The organism is Streptomyces sp. NPDC054794 (assembly GCF_053611585.1).
Map to the genome: position 1 here is coordinate 19,069 of NZ_JBSHAQ010000001.1, position 20,901 is coordinate 39,969.

14 protein-coding genes and 1 pseudogene are annotated in these 20,901 nt (G+C 69.2%); 9 read left to right on the forward strand and 6 right to left on the reverse strand.

Annotated features, from left to right (window positions below; translation table 11 throughout):
* Positions 1–112: 112 nt before the first annotated feature.
* On the reverse strand, positions 113–847 hold the full coding sequence (locus ACWGKT_RS00085; protein ID WP_453271793.1) for a hypothetical protein: 735 nt from the start codon (positions 845–847) through the stop codon (positions 113–115).
* A gap of 690 nt (positions 848–1,537) precedes the next feature.
* Here ACWGKT_RS00085 and ACWGKT_RS00090 point away from each other — a divergent pair.
* The 8 genes from ACWGKT_RS00090 to ACWGKT_RS00125 all read left to right on the forward strand — a co-directional run bounded on the left by ACWGKT_RS00090 (position 1,538) and on the right by ACWGKT_RS00125 (position 12,968).
* A complete protein-coding gene (locus ACWGKT_RS00090) occupies positions 1,538–2,008 on the forward strand; it encodes a hypothetical protein (RefSeq protein ID WP_453271794.1) in 471 nt (156 codons plus the stop codon).
* Positions 2,005–3,267 (forward strand): MFS transporter, encoded by a 1,263-nt coding sequence (locus ACWGKT_RS00095; protein WP_453271795.1) that lies wholly within the window; start codon positions 2,005–2,007, stop codon positions 3,265–3,267. Before ACWGKT_RS00090 ends, ACWGKT_RS00095 begins: the two co-directional genes overlap by 4 nt.
* Before the next feature lie 11 nt (positions 3,268–3,278).
* Positions 3,279–4,496: a cytochrome P450 gene (locus ACWGKT_RS00100; RefSeq protein WP_453271796.1), complete on the forward strand. Its 1,218-nt coding sequence runs from the start codon at positions 3,279–3,281 to the stop codon at positions 4,494–4,496.
* Entirely contained in the window at positions 4,493–7,543 is a 3,051-nt protein-coding gene (locus ACWGKT_RS00105) for an AMP-binding protein (protein ID WP_453271797.1), read from the forward strand. Before ACWGKT_RS00100 ends, ACWGKT_RS00105 begins: the two co-directional genes overlap by 4 nt.
* Positions 7,540–9,249, forward strand: a complete 1,710-nt coding sequence (locus ACWGKT_RS00110; protein WP_453271798.1) for a non-ribosomal peptide synthetase — start codon at positions 7,540–7,542, stop codon at positions 9,247–9,249. Before ACWGKT_RS00105 ends, ACWGKT_RS00110 begins: the two co-directional genes overlap by 4 nt.
* A 10-nt stretch (positions 9,250–9,259) precedes the next feature.
* Positions 9,260–10,678, forward strand: a complete 1,419-nt coding sequence (locus tag ACWGKT_RS00115; protein ID WP_453271799.1) for an amino acid adenylation domain-containing protein — start codon at positions 9,260–9,262, stop codon at positions 10,676–10,678.
* Positions 10,679–10,703: 25 nt separating this feature from the next.
* Positions 10,704–11,690 carry an alpha/beta fold hydrolase gene (locus tag ACWGKT_RS00120; protein WP_453271800.1) on the forward strand — a complete coding sequence of 329 codons (987 nt, stop codon included), beginning with the start codon at positions 10,704–10,706 and terminating at the stop codon, positions 11,688–11,690.
* Positions 11,691–12,326: 636 nt separating this feature from the next.
* Entirely contained in the window at positions 12,327–12,968 is a 642-nt protein-coding gene (locus ACWGKT_RS00125; RefSeq protein WP_453271801.1) for a SpoIIE family protein phosphatase, read from the forward strand.
* Between the two features lie 25 nt (positions 12,969–12,993).
* On the opposite strand, the gene ACWGKT_RS00130 is transcribed toward ACWGKT_RS00125, so the two are convergent.
* From ACWGKT_RS00130 to ACWGKT_RS00145, 4 genes are all read right to left on the reverse strand, one after another.
* The gene (locus ACWGKT_RS00130) at positions 12,994–14,214 is read right to left on the reverse strand and encodes a metallophosphoesterase (protein ID WP_453271802.1); all 1,221 of its coding nucleotides are present in this window, start codon (positions 14,212–14,214) and stop codon (positions 12,994–12,996) included.
* A gap of 528 nt (positions 14,215–14,742) precedes the next feature.
* Positions 14,743–15,396, reverse strand: coding sequence for a cytochrome P450 (locus ACWGKT_RS00135; RefSeq protein ID WP_453271803.1), 654 nt, complete (start codon positions 15,394–15,396; stop codon positions 14,743–14,745).
* A 258-nt stretch (positions 15,397–15,654) separates the two neighbouring features.
* The gene (katG, locus tag ACWGKT_RS00140; RefSeq protein WP_453272074.1) at positions 15,655–17,847 is read right to left on the reverse strand and encodes a catalase/peroxidase HPI; all 2,193 of its coding nucleotides are present in this window, start codon (positions 17,845–17,847) and stop codon (positions 15,655–15,657) included.
* Between the two features lie 476 nt (positions 17,848–18,323).
* A complete protein-coding gene (locus ACWGKT_RS00145) occupies positions 18,324–19,661 on the reverse strand; it encodes an aminotransferase-like domain-containing protein (protein ID WP_453271804.1) in 1,338 nt (445 codons plus the stop codon).
* 88 nt (positions 19,662–19,749) lie between these two features.
* Between ACWGKT_RS00145 and ACWGKT_RS00150 the strand changes: the two genes are divergently transcribed.
* On the forward strand, positions 19,750–20,373 hold the full coding sequence (locus ACWGKT_RS00150) for a DJ-1/PfpI family protein (RefSeq protein WP_453271805.1): 624 nt from the start codon (positions 19,750–19,752) through the stop codon (positions 20,371–20,373).
* 107 nt (positions 20,374–20,480) lie between these two features.
* Here the strand turns inward: ACWGKT_RS00150 and ACWGKT_RS00155 are convergent.
* A pseudogene (locus tag ACWGKT_RS00155) lies at positions 20,481–20,786 on the reverse strand (PaaI family thioesterase); the annotation flags it as partial.
* Positions 20,787–20,901: the final 115 nt, after the last annotated feature.

Here is a 20,901-nt window from a genome sequence, read left to right on the forward strand (position 1 = left end):
ACGGTGCTCCTTCGGGGAGATCTGTCTGATGGGTGAGGCAGCGGTGCCGAGCGAGCCGGTGCGTCGCGGCCGTCGGTGACGTGACGGACATGGGGCCGGAGGCGGCACACGCTCAGGAATGGCCGAGCGCCCCTGCGACGAGGTCTTGAAGCACGCGGCCGGCGTCCGCGCTGCAGAAGAGGCCTGGCGTGTCCGTGGGAAAGCGGTGCGGGTTGTTCCCGGGCGCCGTCGGCCAGTCGTCCGCCTCCTGGCTCAGGAGGACGTGCTGTGCCTCCTTGCCCGATTCCGGGGCCGATGCGGCCGACAGGGTGTAGCTCAGCCAGGCTCTTTGCTTGCGGGTCAGCGCCTCGACGATGTCGTCGGGAAGCTCGGGCGCCGAGGACACGGCGAGCTCTCTCAGGAAGGCTCCAGCCGTGTGCAGCGCGTCGGTGGCCGCCCGGCCCCGTATGTCCGGGACAGGGCGTGCCCCGGACCCTTCGTCCATTCCGGTGGCCAATTCCTCGAAGAGGGATTGCGTGCCTTCTCGGGTGGGAGTGACCGGATCCAGGAGGATGAGCGACGTCCTGTCGTCTCCCGCTGCCGACGCCAGGGCGGAGGCGAAAGCGGAACCGGAGCAATAGGCCAGCACCGCCGCGATCCGGGGAGTCTTTTCCTGCGTCAGTTTCCGGGCCCAGTGCTCTGCTTGCTCCTGGACGGACAGGAAGCTCTCGGACAACTGGGGATGCAGGAGCGGGTCGATACGGATACGCAGACCCGGCGTGGTGTGAGGCAGCAGTTCATCGAAGGTGCGAGGCGGTTGTTCATCCCCGAATTCAATTACCACCACCGACGCGGTTTCGGGTGTCACTCTTCTTCCTTGTGGGGAGGCCCGAGGCCGATCGATTGGCGCGAACACGGCCATGTGTGGCCGACGTTCGATCTTGGTCAGCCCGCAGAGTAACAGGCGCTTCGGAGCCGGGTGAAGAGACTGTTGGGCTTGTGCGCTGGCTCACATCGTCGCAGGTCGCTGCCCTCTCTGCTACAGTCCAGCCAGTTCGTGGTCAGCGCCAACTCCCATCACGACAAGGGGGTTGAGTTCAATGAATTCGTGTGCGGGTGTGCTGAACACTCGCCGGGGCGCCGGCCCGTCACGCTGTTGCCGACGCGGGGGTGACGGTCCTTCTGTGGCCCGTTTCTGCCTCCTGCCGGGCGAGGGTCCTAGTTTCTTACCAACCCCTTACCCGTTGATGGTGGCCTTCTTTGCCCGCCACTGAATCGGCAACGGACATTCCGGTCGACGCGGCATATCGAAGGATGACTGCGACTCCGTGCGCCGAAATGCCAACTGGGGCGCGCTCTGTGCTGAGCGGCCTCTGTCTGGGCGGTAGCCAACGCCGCTTGGATTCTTTGAACCAGTTACGGGGGTAGGTATTGTGATGAGTGCAGGTCCGATGTGTTGAAGGACCTTCATACCCAAGTGCACGAATCGGGTTCCGTGGCGACGCTAGGCCCTGCGGGCACCGATTCCGAGAACGAGGCGCGGAAGCACTTCCGGGACGTGATTCTGCTCGAATCCTTCCCGGCGGCCGTGGACTACGCCTGCGCACACGACTGCTACGCGCTCGTGGCGGCGGGGTACCTGTCCATGACCGACGGTGTGCTCCACGACAGTTGGGTCGATCTGCACTTCCGGTACTCCGGGGACATCGAACTCGCGGCCGTGTGGGAGAGCCCGACGAAGACCATGTGCCTTGCGGTGAACGAGGAACGCGCCCCTGATCCGCAAGACATCCGTTCGGTGGCCCTGCACCCCGCAACCCGGGCGCTGGCGCGCGCCTTGGTGCCGGACGAGGTGCAGCGGCACTTCGTCACGGCGAAGCCTCTCGGGGTCCGGATGGCCGCAGCGGGCGAGGTGGACGCCTGCGTGGGGTCCCTCGACGTGGTGCAGGAAGCGGGCAACCTGCCCGTGGTCAGCACCATGAACCCGACCATGGTCTGGTGTCTCTACCGGCCGGTGAACGCGTCATGACCACGCAGCGGAAGCGACTCCTGGACCGGTTCGGACTGCCGCGAGGCGATGCCGGACTGCTGGCCTTCGCCGCGGTCGCCGAAGCGGCCGCGCTGGTCCTCTACATGACCTTCGGGCTCGTGTACTTCACGACCGTCGTGGGTCTACCGGCGGTCCAGGTCGGAGCCGTCCTGACCGCGTCCGGCTGCCTCGGCCTGGTGGTGGGCGTCCCAGCGGCGCAGCTCGCCGAGCGCTTCGGCAGCAGGCGGGTGCTGATCTGCGCGCTGCTGGGCCAGACGGTGGGTACGGCCATGTACGCACTGGTGGGCGACCTGGTGGCGTTCGCCTGTCTGTCGTTCCTCCTGACAGCCTGTGAGCGGACGGCGTACGCCGCGCGCGGTGCCATCATGGGTATGGTCCTGGTCGGCGAGAAACGCAACGAGAACCGGGCCAAGGTACGCTCGTTGAGCAACGCCGCCGCCATCATCGCGGCCCTCATGGGCTCCGCGGTGCTCCAGGTCGGCCAGAAATGGGCCTATCAGTCCGCGGTCCTGCTCGTTGCCCTGCTGCTGCTGTCCTCCGCGGTCGTCAGCCGGAAACTGCCGGAGACCCGCCCCACGGGAGGTGGCGAACGCCGGCGCCTGGAAGTCGTACGAGACCAGCCGTTCCTCGCTCTGACCATCGTGAGCGCCATCCTCACCATGCACTTCGGTCTCTTCGAGGTACTGCCGTTGTGGATCGTGCGGCACACCGGCGCGCCCAAGTGGATGGGCGGCGCGCTCTTCCTGCTCAACGCGCTCACCGTGGTGGTCTGCCAGACGCGGGTGGGACGCGGCATCGAGGACGTGATCTCTGCCGGCAAGGCGATGCGACGCTCCGGCGCACTGCTGTGCGTCGCGTGCCTGCTCTTCGGACTCGCCGGGAACCGGGGCTGGTGGGCCATCGCGCCCTTGGTCCTGGGCGGCGTGGTGTACGTGTGGGCCGAGATGCTGCTCGCTGCGGCGAGCTGGGAGCTCTCCTTCGGGCTCGCTCCTGAGGACCGGCACGCGCAGTACCAGGCGATGTACGGTACCGGCGCGACCCTGGGCACCCTGCTGGCGCCGCTCATGGCGACCTCGCTCGTTCTCGGCGGTGGGCTGCCCGGCTGGACGACGGTCGGGGTGCTGTTCCTGCTGAGCAGCGCGGCAGGACCCCTCATCGTGCGGCGCGCTCTGCGCGTGCGTGACGACGCCGCTCCCGTGGACGCCACCGAGACGCCCCTCCCAGACCTCCGGAATTGACGGTTCCTCACATGCTCACCACGTCAGTGGCCGCCGCCTGTCCCTACGGCGTCAGCACCGGTGTCCCACTCGATCCCTGCGCGGACTACCTCCACCTCAAGGACCAGGAGCGGATCCGCAAGGACGACATCCTCGGCGTCTGGATCGTCACAGGCTTCGCCGAGGTGACGTCCCTGCTCCGCCACCCAGGACTGTCGTCGGCGTGGCCCGACAACGGCCGCACCGTCCTGCACGACACCGCCGGCGCCCCTGAGAAACGGCGCACCGATGGCATCGTGCGCCGGTGGTTCATGTTCAACGACGGTGAACGCCACCGCCTGCTGCGACGGCTCATGGCGCCCCTGTTCACCCCGGAACGGCTGCGTGCGCTCCGGCCGTTCGTGGCAGAACAGGTCACCGGGCTGCTGGCCGACGTCGACGACCGCGTCGAGGTCATGACCGAGCTGGCGGTCCCCCTGTCGAGCAACGTCATCTGCGGACTCCTCGGCCTTGCGCCGGAGGCGGCCACGAAGCTCGACGGTTGGGCGCGGGACATCGCGGCCCTGCTCATAGCGGATTATCTGCCGCACGTGGCAGAGCGCGGACACACGGCGCTGGCAGAGATGTGCGAGGCGGTGGAGGCCGCCCTGAGCGCACCCGGCCCGGCTCCCGATTCGGGCCTCGCTCTGCTGCACCGGGCCCATCTGGCGGGCACCATCGACGAGGCCGACATCGCCGCCACCGCCGCATTGCTGGTCTATGCGGGTTTCGAGACCACATCGACCTTTGTGGGCAAGGCCGTTCGGGCCGCACTCCACACCGGCGGCTGGCGTGCGATGGGGACCGCGGACGGCGCAGCGGTCGAGGAACTGCTGCGCTTCGACACCTCGGTCCAGCAGGTGGCACGGGTCGCCACGCAGGACCTGGAAGTGGCCGGCCGCCGCATTCCCGAGGGCGACCTCGTCCTGTTGATGCTGGGTGTCGCCAACCGCGACCCGCGCGTCTTCGAGCGCCCCGACCATCTGGACACCGGCCGCCCCGCGAGTCGTCACCTGACCTTCGGATACGGCGCCCACTACTGCCTGGGCGCAGGCCTGGCCCGACTGGAAGCCGAGACGGTGCTGGAGCAGCTGACCGCCAAGTGGCCGTCGGCGCGGCTGCTCGAACCCGTCGTCACCCGTTCCCACCACGGCACCACAGTGCTGGAGAGCGTCGTCATCGGCCCGGAGCGACCGGGGGAAGCCCGATGACCGACCGTACGGAGCCGTACGTCGCGCCGGCCACTCTGCACGACACCTTCGCCCGCTGGGCACGCGGGACCCCGCATGCCCCGGCGGTCGTCAGCGGGTCCGCCCGTCTGTCCTACGCGGAGCTGGACCGGGCGTCCGACGACTACGCCGCCGACCTGGCGGCGGCCGGAGTGGGCCGTGGCAGTCTCGTACCCGTCCTTCTGCCACGGTCGCCCGTGCTCGTCGCCGTGCTCCTGGCGGTACTGAAGCGGGGTGCCGCCTACGCGATCCTCGATCCGCGATGGCCGCGCGAGCGCATCAGCCGCGTCCTTGGCCTACTGGACGGGCACCTGGCCGTCGCCGAGGTCCGCCCGCTCGCCGACGCCATCGATCGGGGCCGGACGCCCGCCGAGAACCCCGCGGTGGACGCCGCGGCGGCGTCCACCGTGTTCTTCACGTCCGGCACGACCGGTACACCCAAAGGTGTGGTCTCCCCCCACCAGGCCACCACCCGGCTCTTCCGGCACGGTGCCTTCGCCGACCTGGGGCCGGGCCGGGTGATGGCGGTCTCCGCCGCCATGTCGTGGGACGCGTTCACGCTCGAACTGTGGGGGCCGCTGGTCAGCGGAGGGACCGCGGTCCTGAGCGAGGACAACCACCTCGTTCCCTCGGCCCTGGCCGGGCTGATCACTTCACACGAGGTCGACAGCGCATGGCTGACGTCATCGGTCTTCAACCTCTTCGTCGACGAGGACCTCACGGCGTTCCGCGGTCTACGCCAGCTGATGATCGGCGGGGAGCGCCTGTCGCCCCGTCACGTGCGCGCCTTCCTCGGTGCCCACCCGGAGATCGCGCTGACGAACGGGTACGGACCGGTCGAGACCTGTGTGTTCGCCACGACGCATCGCATCGTCGCCGCCGACACACTCCGGCCGGACGGCATCCCGTTGGGCACGCCCGTGCCCGGCACCGGCGTCCACGTGCTCGACGGTGAGGTGCCCTGTGCGCCGCATCAGGTGGGAGAGATCTGCATCAGCGGTGCCGGCCTTGCCCAGGGCTACCTCCACGACGCGGCTCTGACCGCGCAGAAGTTCGGCGAGGTGGGTCTCGGCGGTGTGCCCACGCGCGTGTACCGCACCGGGGACCACGGCTATGTGGACGACCACGGGGTGCTGCACTTCCAAGGGCGCAGGGACCGCCAGGTCAAGATCCGCGGCGTCCGTGTCGAGCCGCGGGAGATCGAGACGTGGTGCGAGTCCCTGAGCGGCATCGACACGGCTGTGGTCGTACCGGTACGGGACGAGAACGGTGCGACCACGGATCTCGCGCTCTTCTGCGTAACGGCCGACCCGGAGGCCACGCCCGGCCGGATCCGGGAACGCCTTCCCTCCGTCCTGCCCCCGCACTGCCTGCCGAGACATGTCGTCCGGCTGGCCGCCCTGCCCCTGACGGCCAACGGCAAGACCGACGTGCGGGCGTTGCAGGCCCTGGTCCCGCACACCTCGGCCACGGCGGCCTCCACTGCCGCGGACACCGACGACGTGGCGGCCGAGGTCGAGCGGGTGTTCCGTGACGTACTGGCACTGCCGGAGACCGAGAACGTCGAGGCCTTCGCCGACACGCCCTTGACCGGGCTCGGCGGCACCTCCTTGGACGCCATGCGTGTGTGTGCCCGTCTCCAGGCTCGGTACGGCACCGCGGTCACCGCGTCACGGTTCATGCGCGAGCCCACGCTGCGCACCATGCTGAGGCTGCTGGAATGCGGCCCGGCCCACGGAGCCGCGACGGGGAGATCGGTTGCGGAACCTCCCGGCGCCTTGCCGCTGACGGGTCTCCAGGCGCACTTCTGCATGCTGCACGACATGCGCTCCGACGACCCGGCAGCGCTGTGCACCCTGGAGTGGACCGTGCGGGGCCCGCTGGACACCCGAATCCTGGAGGCTGCGCTCGACGACGTCCATCAGCGGCATGGCGCGCTCGGGTCCGCCTATCGCATCGAGGACGGCCCGGTGGCCGTGCCCGGCGCCGGACCGTCCTCGATCAGCGTGGAGGTCGTGCGGCCCGCGCCCGGCGACGATGCGCACTCCGTGTTGACCGAACGCCTGTGCCGGCCCCTGCGACTGACGGACGGACACGTCTGGCGGTGTGTTCTCGTGCCGGTCGACGACAGCAGCAACCTGCTCGGTATCGCCGTACACCACGTAGCCTTCGACGGCTGGTCGCAGGCGCTGCTCGTGGACGAGCTGTCCGCCGCCTACACAGCGCGGCTGCGGGGTGAGAAGCCGGTGTTCGCCCATGAGGCGCCCACACCGGCCGAAACAGCAACGGAGCGCGTGCTACTGCGCGACACCGTGGAGCATGAACGCCAACTCGACTACTGGCGAATGACGTTGACGGGCGTGAACGACATCCGGTTCCCGCGGCCGGCCGTGCCGGCGGACCACCCGGTGGACCCCGTGGGCTTCACTCTGGCGCCGGCCGTCGTCGCTCGCCTGGCGGCCACAGCGGGCGAGCTGAACAGCACGCTGTTCCTGCCGCTGGTCACCCGGTTCCAGGAGGCGCTGTGCGAGGTCCTGCGGCAGGACGACTTCGGCATCGGCGTACCGGTCGCCCGCCGCGCGGGCCCTCGCGCCGCACATGCCGTCGGCTGCCTGATCGACATGGTGTGCCTTCGACTGCCCGCGACGGCCTCCCCGGCCGGCTCCCCCGAGCGCCTGGTCGCCGCGCGGGAGCCGGTGCACACGGCACTCGCCTGTCAGGAGGCGACGTTCGAGGAGGTGGTGGCGGCTCTACGGCCCGCTCGCACCGGCCGCAACCCGCTCTTTCAGGTCCTGTTCGCCTACCAGAACAATGAGATGCCGGCTCTCCGGCTGGGCTCGTGCGGTGCGGATCCGAGCCCTCCGCGCACCTCCGTGCCGATCACCGAACTCAACTGCGAGGTGTGGCCCGTCCAGGACGGGTCGCTGCGGGTGAGCCTCGTCCACCAACCGCACGCCGTCGACGAGGACACCGTGCGACGCATCGCCCGCGTCTATGAGGAACTACTGACGGGAGAAACCCGACCGTGAAGCACCAACAGCCCGGTCGTCCGACGGTGCCGCAACTGGTCCGAGCGGTCGGGGCGCAGTTCCCGCAGGCTGTGGCCGTGGAGTGCGGCGGCGAGCACCTGACGTACGCGGAATTGTGGCGGCGGGCGGGATCCGTCGCCATGGCGCTGCACGGCCTGCCGGACTTCCGCCCCGGAAACCTGGTCGCCACCCTGCTGCGGCGGGGCGCACGGAACATCGTGTCGCAGTTGGGAGTGTGGCGAGCGGGCGGGGCATATCTACCGCTCGACCCGGCCCTGCCCGACACACGTGTCCGCACGATCCTCGACGACGCCCGGCCCCGAGCGGTGATAGTGGACGACGGCCTCGGGGCCCGGCTGCCCGAGGGCACCGTGACCGTGGACCCGGACGCCGCCGGCCTGCCGGAGCCGCCGGACGCCCATGGTGATCTGGCATACGTCATCTACACCTCAGGTTCTACCGGCACCCCGAAAGGCGTGGAGGTCGGGCACGCCAGCCTCGCCAACCTGGTGGCGTGGCACCGGGACACGTACCGGACGGCGCCGGGAGTGCGCGTGGCCGCCCTGGCCGGGCTGGGCTTCGACGCCTCCGCCTGGGAGGTGTGGTCGGCGCTGGCCTCCGGAGCCACGCTCGTGCTGCCCTCGGGACTGCACAGCGCGGACGTCGATGCCGTCCGTGACTTCCTCGACGCCGAACAGGTCGAGCAGTGCTTCCTGAGCACGCCGCTCGCCGAGCAGATCGTCACCCTCGCGCGGCCGCCGCGTGCCCTGCGCGTGCTCACCACCGGCGGGGACCGCCTGCGCGTGTCCCCGCCCGCCGGCTTCCCCGCGGCCGTGTACAACCACTACGGGCCGACGGAAGCCACCGTGGTCACAACGGCAGGCGACGACCTGCGCGGCGCCGGAGCGGACCTGCCGCCCATCGGACGTCCCATCATGGGCGCACAGGTACGGCTCGTACAGGCGGGTCGCACCGTCACCGAGCCGGACGTCGAAGGAGAGCTCTTCATCGGAGGCGAGATCCTCGCCCTCGGTTACCGGCACGACGAGGTTCTCACCGCGAAGAAGTTCCCGTACGAGGCCGACGGATCCCGGTGGTACGCGTCGGGTGACATCTGCCGCTGGGATCGCGACGGCCAACTGCGGTTCGTGGGACGTCAGGACGGTCAGGTCAGTCTGCGCGGACACCGGATCGAACTCGCCGAGATCGAGCACGTGCTGCTGGGCCGGCCGGGCGTGGACCAGGCAAAGGCGATCGTCCGGGCCGACCAGGACGGCGGGACCCTCGCGGCGTACTACTGCGGCACCGCCGAGGAGGGCGAAGTCCGCTCGGCGCTGGCGAACACACTGCCCCGTCACATGCTGCCCGCTGTCCTGCTGCGGCTGGACCGCATGCCGCTCAACAACAGCGGAAAGATCGACGCCCGGGCACTAGAGTCCCTGGAGGCCGACACCGAGGACGCCCCGGCGGCCGGGGCGGACGCCGTACTGGAGACGGTCACCGGGATATGGGCGGACCTTCTCGGTCACCGGCCCCGGCCCGGGGACCACTTCTTCGAGATCGGCGGCCACTCGCTCATGGCCGCACGCGTGACCGGCCGCGTCCGGGAGCGGCTCGGTGTGCAGATCGCGCTCGACGCGCTCTTCGATGCTCCTGTGCTCGCCGACTACGCACGTCGGGTGGCCGCCGATGCCCAGGGAATGTGAGGAGCGGCGCGTGCGAACCGTCTGGGACCTGGCCTGGGAACAGGCCGAGCTCGCCCCCACCGCCACCGCCGCGCATGGAGTCCGGCGGGCCTACAGCTACCGGGAGTTCATGGCGCGGGCGGACGAACTGGCCTCTCGTATCCGGCAGCGCGTCCGGGCTGGATCCGTACTCGCGATGGAGGTGGACGGCCCCATCAGCGGTGCCGTCTGCCTGCTCGCGGCGGCCCGTGCGGGCTGTACCGTCCTCCCGCTCAACCGGGAGAGTCCCCCGGCCCACCGAGCACGGGTCTGGGAGAGCGCTCGCCCCGCTCTCGTCGTCGGCACCGACGGCGAGTGCGACTTCACGCTGACCTCCACCGACCATGCCGGCGACGACGCTCCTGCCGACCTGGCCGATGTCGCCTACATCATGTATACGTCCGGTTCCACCGGCCGGCCCAAGGGCGTCGCGGTGCCGCACGAGGCGCTCGTGGCGAGGCTGCTGGCGATGGCACGGGTTCCGGGACTGGCACGGGGCGAGTCCATGGCGGCCATGACCGCCTTGTCCTTCGACATCTCGTTGGCCGAGATGCTCCTCCCGCTCACGGTGGGCGCCACGCTCGTCGCCGCCGGTCCCGAGGTGCGGATGGACCCGGAGGCCTTCGCGGCCTTCGTGCGGGAGCAGGCACCGGATGTCGTCCAGGCCACGCCGAGCTTCTGGCGCCTGGCCCTGGCCGGCGGCTGGCGCGGCGCGCCGGACATCCGCATCTGGTGCGGCGGTGAACCCCTCACCTCCCCCCTTGCCGCTCAGCTGCTTTCCCGGTGCTCCGAGCTGTGGAACCTGTACGGCCCCACCGAGGCCACGATCTGGGCGTCCTCCCTGCGCGTCGAGGAGGCGGACCGCATCAGTCTCGGTCAGCCCCTGCCAGGCGGCGGGATGTGCCTGGACACGTGGGCCGACGGCGGCGACACCGGGGAAGTCCTGTTGTATGGGGAGGGGTTGGCACACGGGTATCTCGGCGACCGGGAGCTGACCGACCGCCGGTTCCACCCGTTCGAGACACCGGACGGCCCGCGGCGCGTGTACCGGACGGGTGACCGGGCCCGTAGCGGTCGGGACGGTCTGCTGGAATACCTCGGACGGACCGACAGCCAGATCAAGTTGCGCGGCCATCGCATCGAGCTGGGCGAGATCGAATCCGTACTGGAGGAGCACCCGTCGGTCACGGAAGCCGTGACGGTGGTGCGCGACGCGGACCGGCCCGAGCGGGCTTACCTCGCCGCCTACCTCGTCACGGTGCGTGACGTGGAGGTGGGGAGCCTGCGCTCCTGGCTCCGTGAGCGGCTTCCCGCCAGTCACTGTCCCCTGCGGCTCACCGTCCTGGACGCGCTGCCCCGCACCACGGCCGGCAAGGTCGACCGCGTACGGCTGACCCGGTCGGCTGTGTAGCGGAAGCAGAGAGAACGTGGATCACATGAACATTGCCAACGCCTCCGATGTACGCACGGTCGTCATGGACGCATGGGAGCGGACACTCGAGGTTCCTCCCGCCGACGACGCGGAGAACTTCTTCGACGCGGGTGGGAACTCCATCCTGCTCGTCACCTTCCAGCAGCATCTGAGTCGAGGTCTGGGCCGGAAGGTGGCGCTGAGTGAGATCTTCCGCGAGCCCACGGTCGCGGGCATCGCGTACGGGCTCGCTGCCGGTCGGGAGGGCGAATCCGCCGAGGCCTCGGTACGAGTGAGCGGCGCCGGCCCGGCACGGCTGTACTGCCTGCCGTACGCGGGCGCCTCGGCCCGGATGTATGACGTATGGAAGGACGCGCTGCCGCCGTCGGTCGAACTGGTCCCGCTGGAGCTGCCGGGCCGCGGTTCGCGGTGCGGCCGGCGCCCCATCGCGACGCTGCCGGAGCTGTTGTCGGATCTCTCCTCGTACGTGGCCGACGACGGCGTTCCCTACGCCGTGTTCGGCCACAGTTTCGGCGGGATCCTGGCCTACGAACTTGCCCAGCACCTTGCCGCGACCGGCCGTGGCATGCCGAGCCACCTGCTGGTCTCCGGGTGCCGAGCGCCCTGGCACGCACGGCCGGCGCAGACCAGTTTCGATCTGTCGGACCAGGAATTCCGGGACCGTCTCGCACAACTGCGCGGCACGCCGCAGGAGTTGCTGGAGAACGACGAGCTCATGGAGCTGTACTTGCCCATCATCCGCGCGGACTACATGATCCTGGACCGGTACGAGCCGACCGCAAGAGGCCCGTTGACCTGTCCGATCGTGGCCTTCTACGGGGAGGCCGACGCGGACGCCACCGAGCAGGACGTGGTGGCCTGGGCGGACTGTACGACGAGCAAGTTCCGCGCTGAAGCCATCTCCGGTGACCACTTCTTCCTGCATTCGGCGAAGGACGACTTGGTCCGGGCGATCGGCGCGCATCTGGTGCCCGGCTCGGCTCAGAGGTAGCCCGTGTTCGGTGCGGAAGTGCATCGGTGCCAGGAATCACAGCGCCGGACCTGGTGCTCGTCCGGCCCGGTCGGAGCACAGCTTCGATCGCCGAAGAGGTGCAAGGGTGCCGCGGGGTGTGAGTCCTTGAACACCTGACGACAGCTGACCGTGCATGCGAAACGATGTAGCCTCCGGGTACCGCCCGTGACCTGCAGAAGCAGGCAGGGAGCAGACGAATCGGGAGTTTCCTCGTGCTTCGTACCATGTTCAAGTCCATAGCGTTTGGGTGTTTCCGCAGGTCAGAGCCCTGATCGCGGCCTCCGGGTCAGCAACAGGTCAGCATCGGGCCGGACGGTGTCCGGCTTGCTGACCTGCACCCGCGGCAGGGGCCTCCGGCGTCACCCACCGCCCTGCTCGGAAGGCTTCATGCGTGGATCGACAGCTCGCCCTTGGGATGTGGTGGCCAGACGCTTGAACGCACCCAGCTCTACGACGCCAGCCACGCGTTGGCGCAGAAGCTGCAACATGCCCTGCTGCCCCGGATGCTTCCCCAGCCCGCCGGTGTGCTGACCACAAGCCGGTACGAGCCACCCACTGGCGCGATCGAGCTCGGAGGCGACTGGTACGACATGATCACGCTCCGGCAGCGGCGGCGTGGCCGCGGTGATCGGTGACGTTGAGGGGCACAACACGGCGGCAGCCGTGGTGATGGGGCAGCTCAGCAGTGCGGTACGCAGCTATGCGCTGGAAGGCCATGACCCGAGCACGGTGCTGTATCGCGCGAATCGCCTGATGATCGACTTGGAGACAGACCTCTTCGCGACTTGTTGCTGCGTCTGGCTCGACCCGGACACCGGCACTGCCCAGGTCGTCAGCGCCGGTCATCCGCGCCCCCTGATCCGAACCGCTGACGGCCGTTACCTTGCGGCAGCGGCCGACGTAGGTGTCCCGCTGGGAGTCGCGCCGAGTCCGTCGTATCAGGCCGGCATCCTCAACATGGACCCGGGCACGCTGCTGGTTCTCTACACGGACGGGCTGTCCGGCGTGGGTGTCGAGCTGGCCGACGAGCAGCCGGATGCCTACGCGCTGCTCGGTCGGCCTGGGCGGATCGTGGTCACCTCGGGCATGCTGCGCGCGCTGCCCGCCGAGGAGCGGGCGGTTCTGCTGGCGCACGAGCAGGCCCATCTGGCTCACGGGCACCACCACAAACGCTCTCGGCGAGATGGCCTGCGCGCTCAACCCCGTCCTGAGGCGCCTGCGCGTCGAGCTCGGCTTCGCGCTGAAACGCCGGGCTGACGCGGATTCGTTGGCCCGCCCAGTGTTACGGCGAGGTGGGCAGGTGTGGGGAGCGGAGTACGAGCAGGGTGATCTCGCTCGGGGCGAAGATGCGGAACGGCGGGCCCCAGAAGCCGGTGCCACGGCTGGTGTAGAGGAGGGTGCGGGTGCCGTGGCGGCTGAGGCCGGCGACGGCGGGCTGGTCGATGCGGACCAGGTAATGGAAGGGCCAGATCTGGCCGCCGTGGGTGTGGCCGGACAGTTGGAGGTCGACGCCGTCGGCTGCCGCCCGGTCCACGAACTTGGGCTGGTGTGCCAGGAGCAGGACGGGCAGGTCGGGGTCGGCGCCGTTCAAGGCTCCGGCGAGATGGGCGCGGTGGCCTGCCAGGCCGGAGGACTCGGCGGTGACGTCGTCCACGCCGGCGACGACGAGGGTGTCGCCGCCGCGTTCGAGCAGCAGATGGCGGTTGCGCAGCGGCTCCCAGCCGAGCTCGCCCATCAGGTCGACCCAGCCCTGGGCCTCGCTGTAGTACTCGTGGTTGCCGGTGACGTAGACCCGGGCCCGGGTGGCCCGCACGGTACCGAGTGGGACCGCCTGGGCGCGGCGGCGTCCGGCCGTGCCGTCCGCGATGTCTCCGGTGTGGCAGACCAGGTCGGCTTCCAGCGTGTTCACCGTCTCACACACCCGTTCCGACCAGCGGGCGCGATCGAGCGGGCCGTAGTGGGTGTCGGTGATGAGGACGACGCGGAGGCCGTCCAACCCGGCACCCAGCCGTGGGAGTTGCACGTCGAGTCGGCGCACGCGTGGCACGCGCCGGGCCTCGGCGTACCCCCAGGCGAGCAGCACGGCGGTTACGCCGAGGACGGCCCACGTGACGATGCGGGCCCGGTCCTGACTCTCGCCGACGCCGACCACGGTCAGGGCGAGCCGCAAGAGGACGCCGAGCAGAACGGACCAGGTGAACAGAACCCAGCTCGTGCCCAGCAGGGTGTCACCGACGATCGCCGCCCAGTCCTGCTGACGCCGGCCGTGGCCGCGCACCATCGCGAACGGCATACCGACGAGGCCGAGGACGAACAGGGCGGTGCCGACCAGCGTGACGAGCAGCGGCCAGTGCTGGCCGGTGTACAGGAGCACCCAGCAGGGCACGGTCCACAGCAGGACAGGGGCGATCAGGGGGATGTAGCGCATCAGGCGGTGCAGTCGGCTCTGCCGCGGCGCTTGAGCCTCACCCTCGGCGGGCCGGGTGTTGCTGGTGGCGGTCATGCTTCCCCTCCCTGGCCGGGCTGCCGTCTCGCGCACTGTATCCGGTCGCCCTCGGGCCGGCCGGACCGGTGTTCATGGGCGCGGCCTCTTGGGGCGAGGGCTTCTCTGCGGGATGGCAAGACTCCGCCGCAGACACCTGTCTTGGCAGGAGGCGCCGTCAGTGCGCTGTCCGAGGGCGCGCTGTTCGGTGCCGGTGGACCGCCGGATCCCGCCCGCACCTGTACGTCCCGAGCCGCAACAGCCGCCGGGCCGCCGCCCGGTGGGCCTGCCCAGCGACGGGGAGGTGGCGGGGGCCGCGGAGCATGGCGTTGGTCCGGAGGGCGGAGGGTCCTGCACCAGGGACGCCGCGCCGAGGCGGGGGATCAGCACGCCGAGTGCGGTCTGGGCCTCGATCGGGCGAGCGGTGCCCCGAAGCAGATGTGGACACCGCTGCAGAAGCCGAGATGCTCGCTGTCCGGGCGGGTGGGGTCGAACCGGTCCGGCTCGTGGAACCGCTCGGGCCACGGCTGCCCGACGCCAGCGCAATGATCATGGACGCACCCTTCGGCAGGGTGGTGCCCGCGAAGTCCACGTCGGCGAGAGGGATGCGCTCCCACATGGACGGGGGGGCTCGTAGCGCAGGAGTTCCTCAACCGCGCGCGGCAACAGGCCGGGATCGTTGCGCAGCCTCTCCAGCTGGTCGGGCCGGCGCAGCAGAGTGAGGACGCCGTTGGTGATCAGGTTGACGGTGGTCTCGTGTCCGGTGATGAGCAGGAGTATGGCCGTTTCCGCGAGTTCGTCGGGGGTCAGCCGCTGGGCGGGGTCGGGTTCGTTGATGAAGGCGGAGAGCAGATCGTCGGTCGGACGGCCCTGACGCTGCTGGGCGAAGCCCAGCAGGTACCCGCCCATCTCCCGCTGGGCTTGTACGGCCGCCTTCTGCCGCTGCGCGGTGTCGTCGCAGGACCCGATGTCGGCGGCCGCGACGAGGACGTCCGTCCACTCCCGGAACATCGGCTCGTCCTCGCGCGGGACGCCGAGCAGCCGGCAGATGACGGTGACGGGCAGGGGGTGGGCGAAGTCGTCGACGATGTCGACCTGCTCGCGGTCCCGGATCGACTCGCTCAGCTCCTCGGTGATCCGGGCGATCTCGCCGCGCATCGCGTCGATCCGGCCGGGGCTGTGCGGAGGTCCGAACGGCCGCATGGCGAGCGTGCGCAGCCGGTGGTGCTCAGGGTCGTCGAGCCGCAGGAACGGCAGTCCGCGTGCCTGCTCCGACGGCTCGGACGATGCCGTGTCGAGGTGAGGCTGTGCTGTTGCCCGGGATCGACGTGCGGGTGGAGCGCGTCCTGAGGATGGGGGTGGAAGCATCGCTGTGGTGATCGTCACGGAGGCCCTGGGGACCGTTGCGTACGCTGTTCTCGCGGCCACGGTCGGCCCAAACGGCCGACCGGGACGCCGGGTTCAGGCGAGGTCGAACCGGTCGAGGTTCATCACCTTGTTCCATGCGGCCACGAAGTCACGTACGAACTTCTCTCCCGCATCCTTGGACGCGTAGACCTCCGAGACAGCTCGGAGCTGGGAGTGCGCACCGAAGATGAGGTCGACGGCGGTGGCGGTCCACTTGACCTCGCCCGTGGCGCGATCCCGGCCCTCGAACACGTTCTCGTCCGTGGCCGACGCCTTCCACTCCGTGCCCATGTCGAGCAGGTTGACGAAGAAATCGTTGGTCAAGATTCCCGGCCGGCCGGTGAAAACGCCGTGGGGGGATCCCTTGAAGTTCGTGTTCAGGGCCCGCATGCCGCCGATCAGCACCGTCATCTCGGGAGCGGTCAGCGTCAGCAGGTTGGCGCGGTCCAGCATGAGGGTCTCCGGGGACAGCTTCTCGCCCGCCGGAAGGTAGTTGCGGAACGCATCCGCCTTGGGTTCCAGAACGGCGAACGACGCCGCATCGGTCTGCTCCTGCGAGGCGTCCGTACGCCCTTGCGCGAAGGGAACCGAGATGTCGTACCCGGCGTTCTTCGCGGCCTGCTCGACGGCCGCGCACCCACCGAGGACGATCAGGTCGGCGAGGGAGACCCGCGTTCCGCCGGTCTGGGAGAGGTTGAAGTCCTGCTGGATCCGCTCGAGCGTGCGCAGCACCTCGGTCACCTCGGGCAGGTCGTTGAGCTCCCAGTCCTTCTGCGGCGCGAGACGGATCCGTGCTCCGTTCGCCCCGCCGCGCTTGTCGGTGCCGCGGAAGCTTGCCGCCGACGCCCAGGCGGTGGTGACCAGTTGGGAGAGGGAGAGGCCCGAGGCGAGGATCCTGTCCTTGAGGGCAGCGATGTCCTCGTCCCCGACCAGTTCGTGATCGACGTGGGGAACGGGGTCCTGCCACAGCTGTGGCTCGGGAATCCACGGGCCGAGGTAACGCGAGAGGGGTCCCATGTCGCGGTGCAGCAGTTTGTACCACGCCTTGCCGAACGCCGCCGCGAGCTCGTCCGGGTTCTCGTGGAACCTCTTCGTGATCGGCCCGTAGACCGGGTCCACCTTCAGCGCGAGGTCTGTCGTCAGCATCATGGGGGCGTGCCGCTTCGACGCATCATGGGCGTCGGGAACGGTGTTTCTGGCCGCGGGATCACTGGGAGTCCACTGGTGGGCGCCGGCTGGGCTGCTCGTCAGCTCCCAGTCGTACCCGTAAAGAGTGTCCAGGTATCCGTTGTCCCACTTGGTCGGCTCGGGGGTCCATGCGCCCTCCAGACCACTGGTGAGCGCATCGGGGCCCGTGCCGCTGCCGTACGTGTTCCGCCAGCCGAGGCCCTGCTGCTCGATGGGGGCGGCCTCGGGTTCCGGGCCGATATAGCCGGCGTCGACCGCGCCATGACACTTGCCGAAGGTGTGGCCGCCGACGATGAGTGCGGCCGTCTCCTCGTCATTCATCGCCATGCGCCCGAACGTCTCCCGAATGTCCCGGCCGGCAGCCACCGGATCCGGGTTGCCGTTGGGCCCCTCAGGATTGACGTAGATCAGCCCCATCTGCACGGCGGCGAAAGGACCGGTGAGTTCCCTGTCGCCGCTGTAGCGCTCATCTCCGAGCCATGTGTCCTCGGGCCCCCAGAAGATCTCCTCAGGTTCCCAGATGTCCTCTCGCCCGAATCCGAATCCGAAGGTCTTGAACCCCATGGATTCCATGGCACAGTTTCCGGCGAAGACCAGAAGATCGGACCAGGAGATCTTCCGGCCGTACTTCTGTTTGATCGGCCAGAGTAGACGGCGTGCCTTGTCCAGGCTCGCGTTGTCCGGCCAGCTGTTGAGGGGCGCGAAGCGCTGCGCGCCGCTGCCGCCACCACCGCGGCCGTCCGCGATGCGGTACGTTCCTGCGGCGTGCCAGCTCATCCGGATGAAGAGCGGCCCGTAGTGACCGTAGTCGGCGGGCCACCAGTCCTGAGATGTCGTCATCACCTCGAAGACGTCACGCTTCAGCGCGTCGACGTCGAGTGTCGCGAATTCTTTCGCGTAGTCGAAGTCCTCGTCCATCGGATTGGATTGGGGCGAATGCTGGTGGAGAACCTGAAGGTCCAGCTGATTCGGCCACCAGTCCAGGTTCGTCCTGGGCCGCCGAGTCGGCGTGGGCGTTGGTGAAGGGATTGCAGGATTCTCGCTCTCACTGCCGGACATGCTCGTCCTCTTCCTGTCTCGGTGTCCTTCTGCCGGCTGCTTCTCTTGACGTCGCTGGCTTTGCTGGTGTCGAGAACATCGACCCCCACCCTCATCGCGCCATGGCGCCCACCGGCTGGAAATATGCTGCGCCGCGTCCGTATGGTCGCTCACCGAAGACCACACTGCTATGGAACACGCAGAGCACCCCCATGACAGACGTGAGAGAAGGGACGGCCTTTCCTGCTCCCGTATCGCCTTCCGGCGCGAGCCGAATCCAATGCGGCAGCCCTCCGGAATCGCCGGAGGGGCGACTTGATTTTGCCGGTGCGGGCCCCTCCGAACCCACCTCGCTGCCACAGCACCGGGCCACGACGCCGCCGGACCTGGGCGCCGGCCTGGGTGATTCGGCGTGGAACGCCGCCGCGGCTGCCACCACCGCGGCCGAACCGAGGGCCGCCGGCAGTGCGGGCGGGAATCGGCCGGCCGAGTGGAGTTCAGGCGTAGGCGTCCTCGATGGCGACTTGTCGCACCGTGCGCAGCGTCGACTGGAGACTGTCCAGATCGGTCGAGCCGAGAGCGAGGCGGAGCGCCTGTGGTGTGTGCTTCGAGGTGGTGAAGGGCTCCGCCGTGCTTACGGAGATGTGCTGACGCGCGAGGGTGGCGGTCAGGCGATCGGCGCGTGCGTCGTCGGGCAGCGTCAGCCATGTGAAGTAGGACGAGGGGTGGCTGATGAGAGGCAGGCCTGCCAGTTCTTGTCTGGCGAGTGCTTGGCGGGCCGTGGCGTCGTCGCGTTTCTGCGCTTCCAAGCGGTCCACCGTGCCGTCCTCGAGCCAGCGGCAGGCGATCGCGGTGGTGAGGGCCGGGGTGTTCCAGGTGGTTGCCCGAATCGCGCGTTCGAGCGACGGCACCCTGGACGGCGGGGCGATGACGAAGCCGACCCGGAGGCCGGTGGCGACGTTCTTGGACAGTCCCGAGACGTAGACGGTGATGTCCGGTGCACTTGCAGCCAGCGGCGGTGGAGGGTCCTCGACCAGGTAGGCGTATGCGGCGTCTTCGATGATCAGCGGACCGTGCTGCCGAGCGATCTCGATCAGACGTGTGCGGTCGGTCGCCGACATGACCCACCCCAGAGGATTGTGCAAGGTCGGCATGGTGTAGATCGCGCGCACAGGGCGGGTCGCGCACAGCTTCTCGAGGGCATCGAGATCCGGCCCGTCGGTGGTTGTGGGTATGGGCTCCAGGGCGAGATGAAAGGCATGCGCGAGCACCTTGAAACCCGGGTAGGTGAGTGCGTCGACCGCGACGACGTCGCCGGCGTTGAGCGCGGCCATGACGGTGATGGCCAGGCCGTGCTGCGCACCGTTGACGATGAGGATCTGATCCGCGTCAGGAGTGATTCCCCGACGCCTCAGGTGCCGCGCGATCGAGGCTCTGTCCTGTGGGCGCCCTCGATGTGGTTGGTAGCGCAGCAGCGAGTCGAGTTCACCAGAGGTGGCCACCTCGCGCAGAGCCTGCCGTAGGAGATCGGCTTGGTGGGGCAGCGACGGATAGTTGAAGTTGAGGTCGACCGCATCCGTGGCGACGACTTGCTGATCGATGCCGTGACCGGCGGGAACCGCGATGTCGCGCACGAATGTGCCGCGGCCCTGTTCCCGGCTTACCAAGCCCATCGCTTCCAGCTCGGCGTACACCCGGGTCGCGGTCACCACGGCGATGCCCTCGCGGGCGGCGAGCCCGCGGTGTGTGGGCAGCCGCACGCCTGTGGCGAGCCGGCCTGTCCGGATGTCGGACGCGAGCGCGTCGACCAGGGTTTTGTACCGCGAGGCTGCCATGCACCGGATTGTATCCATGACAATTCTTTGACTGTCCCGTTCGCGGGTCCTTACCGTCAAGACCCACTCATCCGGAAGGACAGCCGCCGTGCACATCGCCATCCTCACCTTCGAGGGCTACAACGAGCTGGACTCCCTGATCGCGCTCGGTGTACTCAACCGCGTCAAGACCGACGGCTGGCGCGTCACCATCGCCACCCCCAGCCCCAAAGTGACGTCGATGAACGGGGTGACCATCGAGCAGATGTCCACTCTCGAGGAGGCGTGCGCCGCTGACGCAGTCATCATCGGCAGTGGCATCGCCACCCGCGAGGTCGTCGAAGACCAGGCGATCATGAACATCCTGCGCGGCCTGGACCCCTCGCGCCAACTCATCGCCGCGCAGTGCTCCGGCGCGCTCGTGCTGGCCAAGCTCGGCCTGCTGAACGACATCCCCGCCTGCACCGACCTGACCACCAGGCCCTGGGTCATCGCCGCCGGCGTCGAGGTGCTCAACCAGCCCTTCTACGCCAAGAACAACATCGCCACCGCCGGTGGCTGCCTCGCCTCGCACTACCTCGCCGCCTGGATCATCGCCCGCCTCGAGGGCAACGACGCCGCCGAAAGCGCACTGCACTATGTCGCCCCGGTCGGTGAGAAGGAGGAATACATCGAGCGCGCGTGGCGCAACATCACCCCCTACCTGCCCGCTCCCGCACCGGCGCTCGTCTGAAACGACCAGGCGCAAGCAGTGACAGGCCAGGAAGCCGCCCCCGGCAGCCTGCCTGGTCGTTCGCGGCCCGCCTGCGATCGTTTCCGGCGGACTCGGCGAGCGACCTCAAGGATCATGCAGGTGGTGGTGGCGGGGGCGATCAGTTTGCCCTGGTCGTCGAGCACCTTGCCTTCGGCGGTGGCCGTACGGCGGCCGGCGTGGATGACGGTGCCCTCGGCGGTGAGGGTCTGGCCGTCGGTGCGGGCGGCGCGGATGTAGTTGACCTTGGGTTCGAGGGTGGTGTAGCCGGTGCCGGCGGGGAGGGTGGTGTGGACGGCGCAGCCCATGGCGGAGTCGAGGAGGGTGGCGGCGATGCCACCGTGGACGGTGCCGAGAGGGTTGGCGAAGTCGCGGCGGGTGTCGAGGGAGATGACGAACATGCAAGAGGGGTTGCGGGCGGTCATCGAATCTGTACCGATGGCGCCGCTCGGCCACATGCACGCCGGCTGTGGCGGTGCCCCTGGGCACGCTCAGCTCAACACCAGAGAA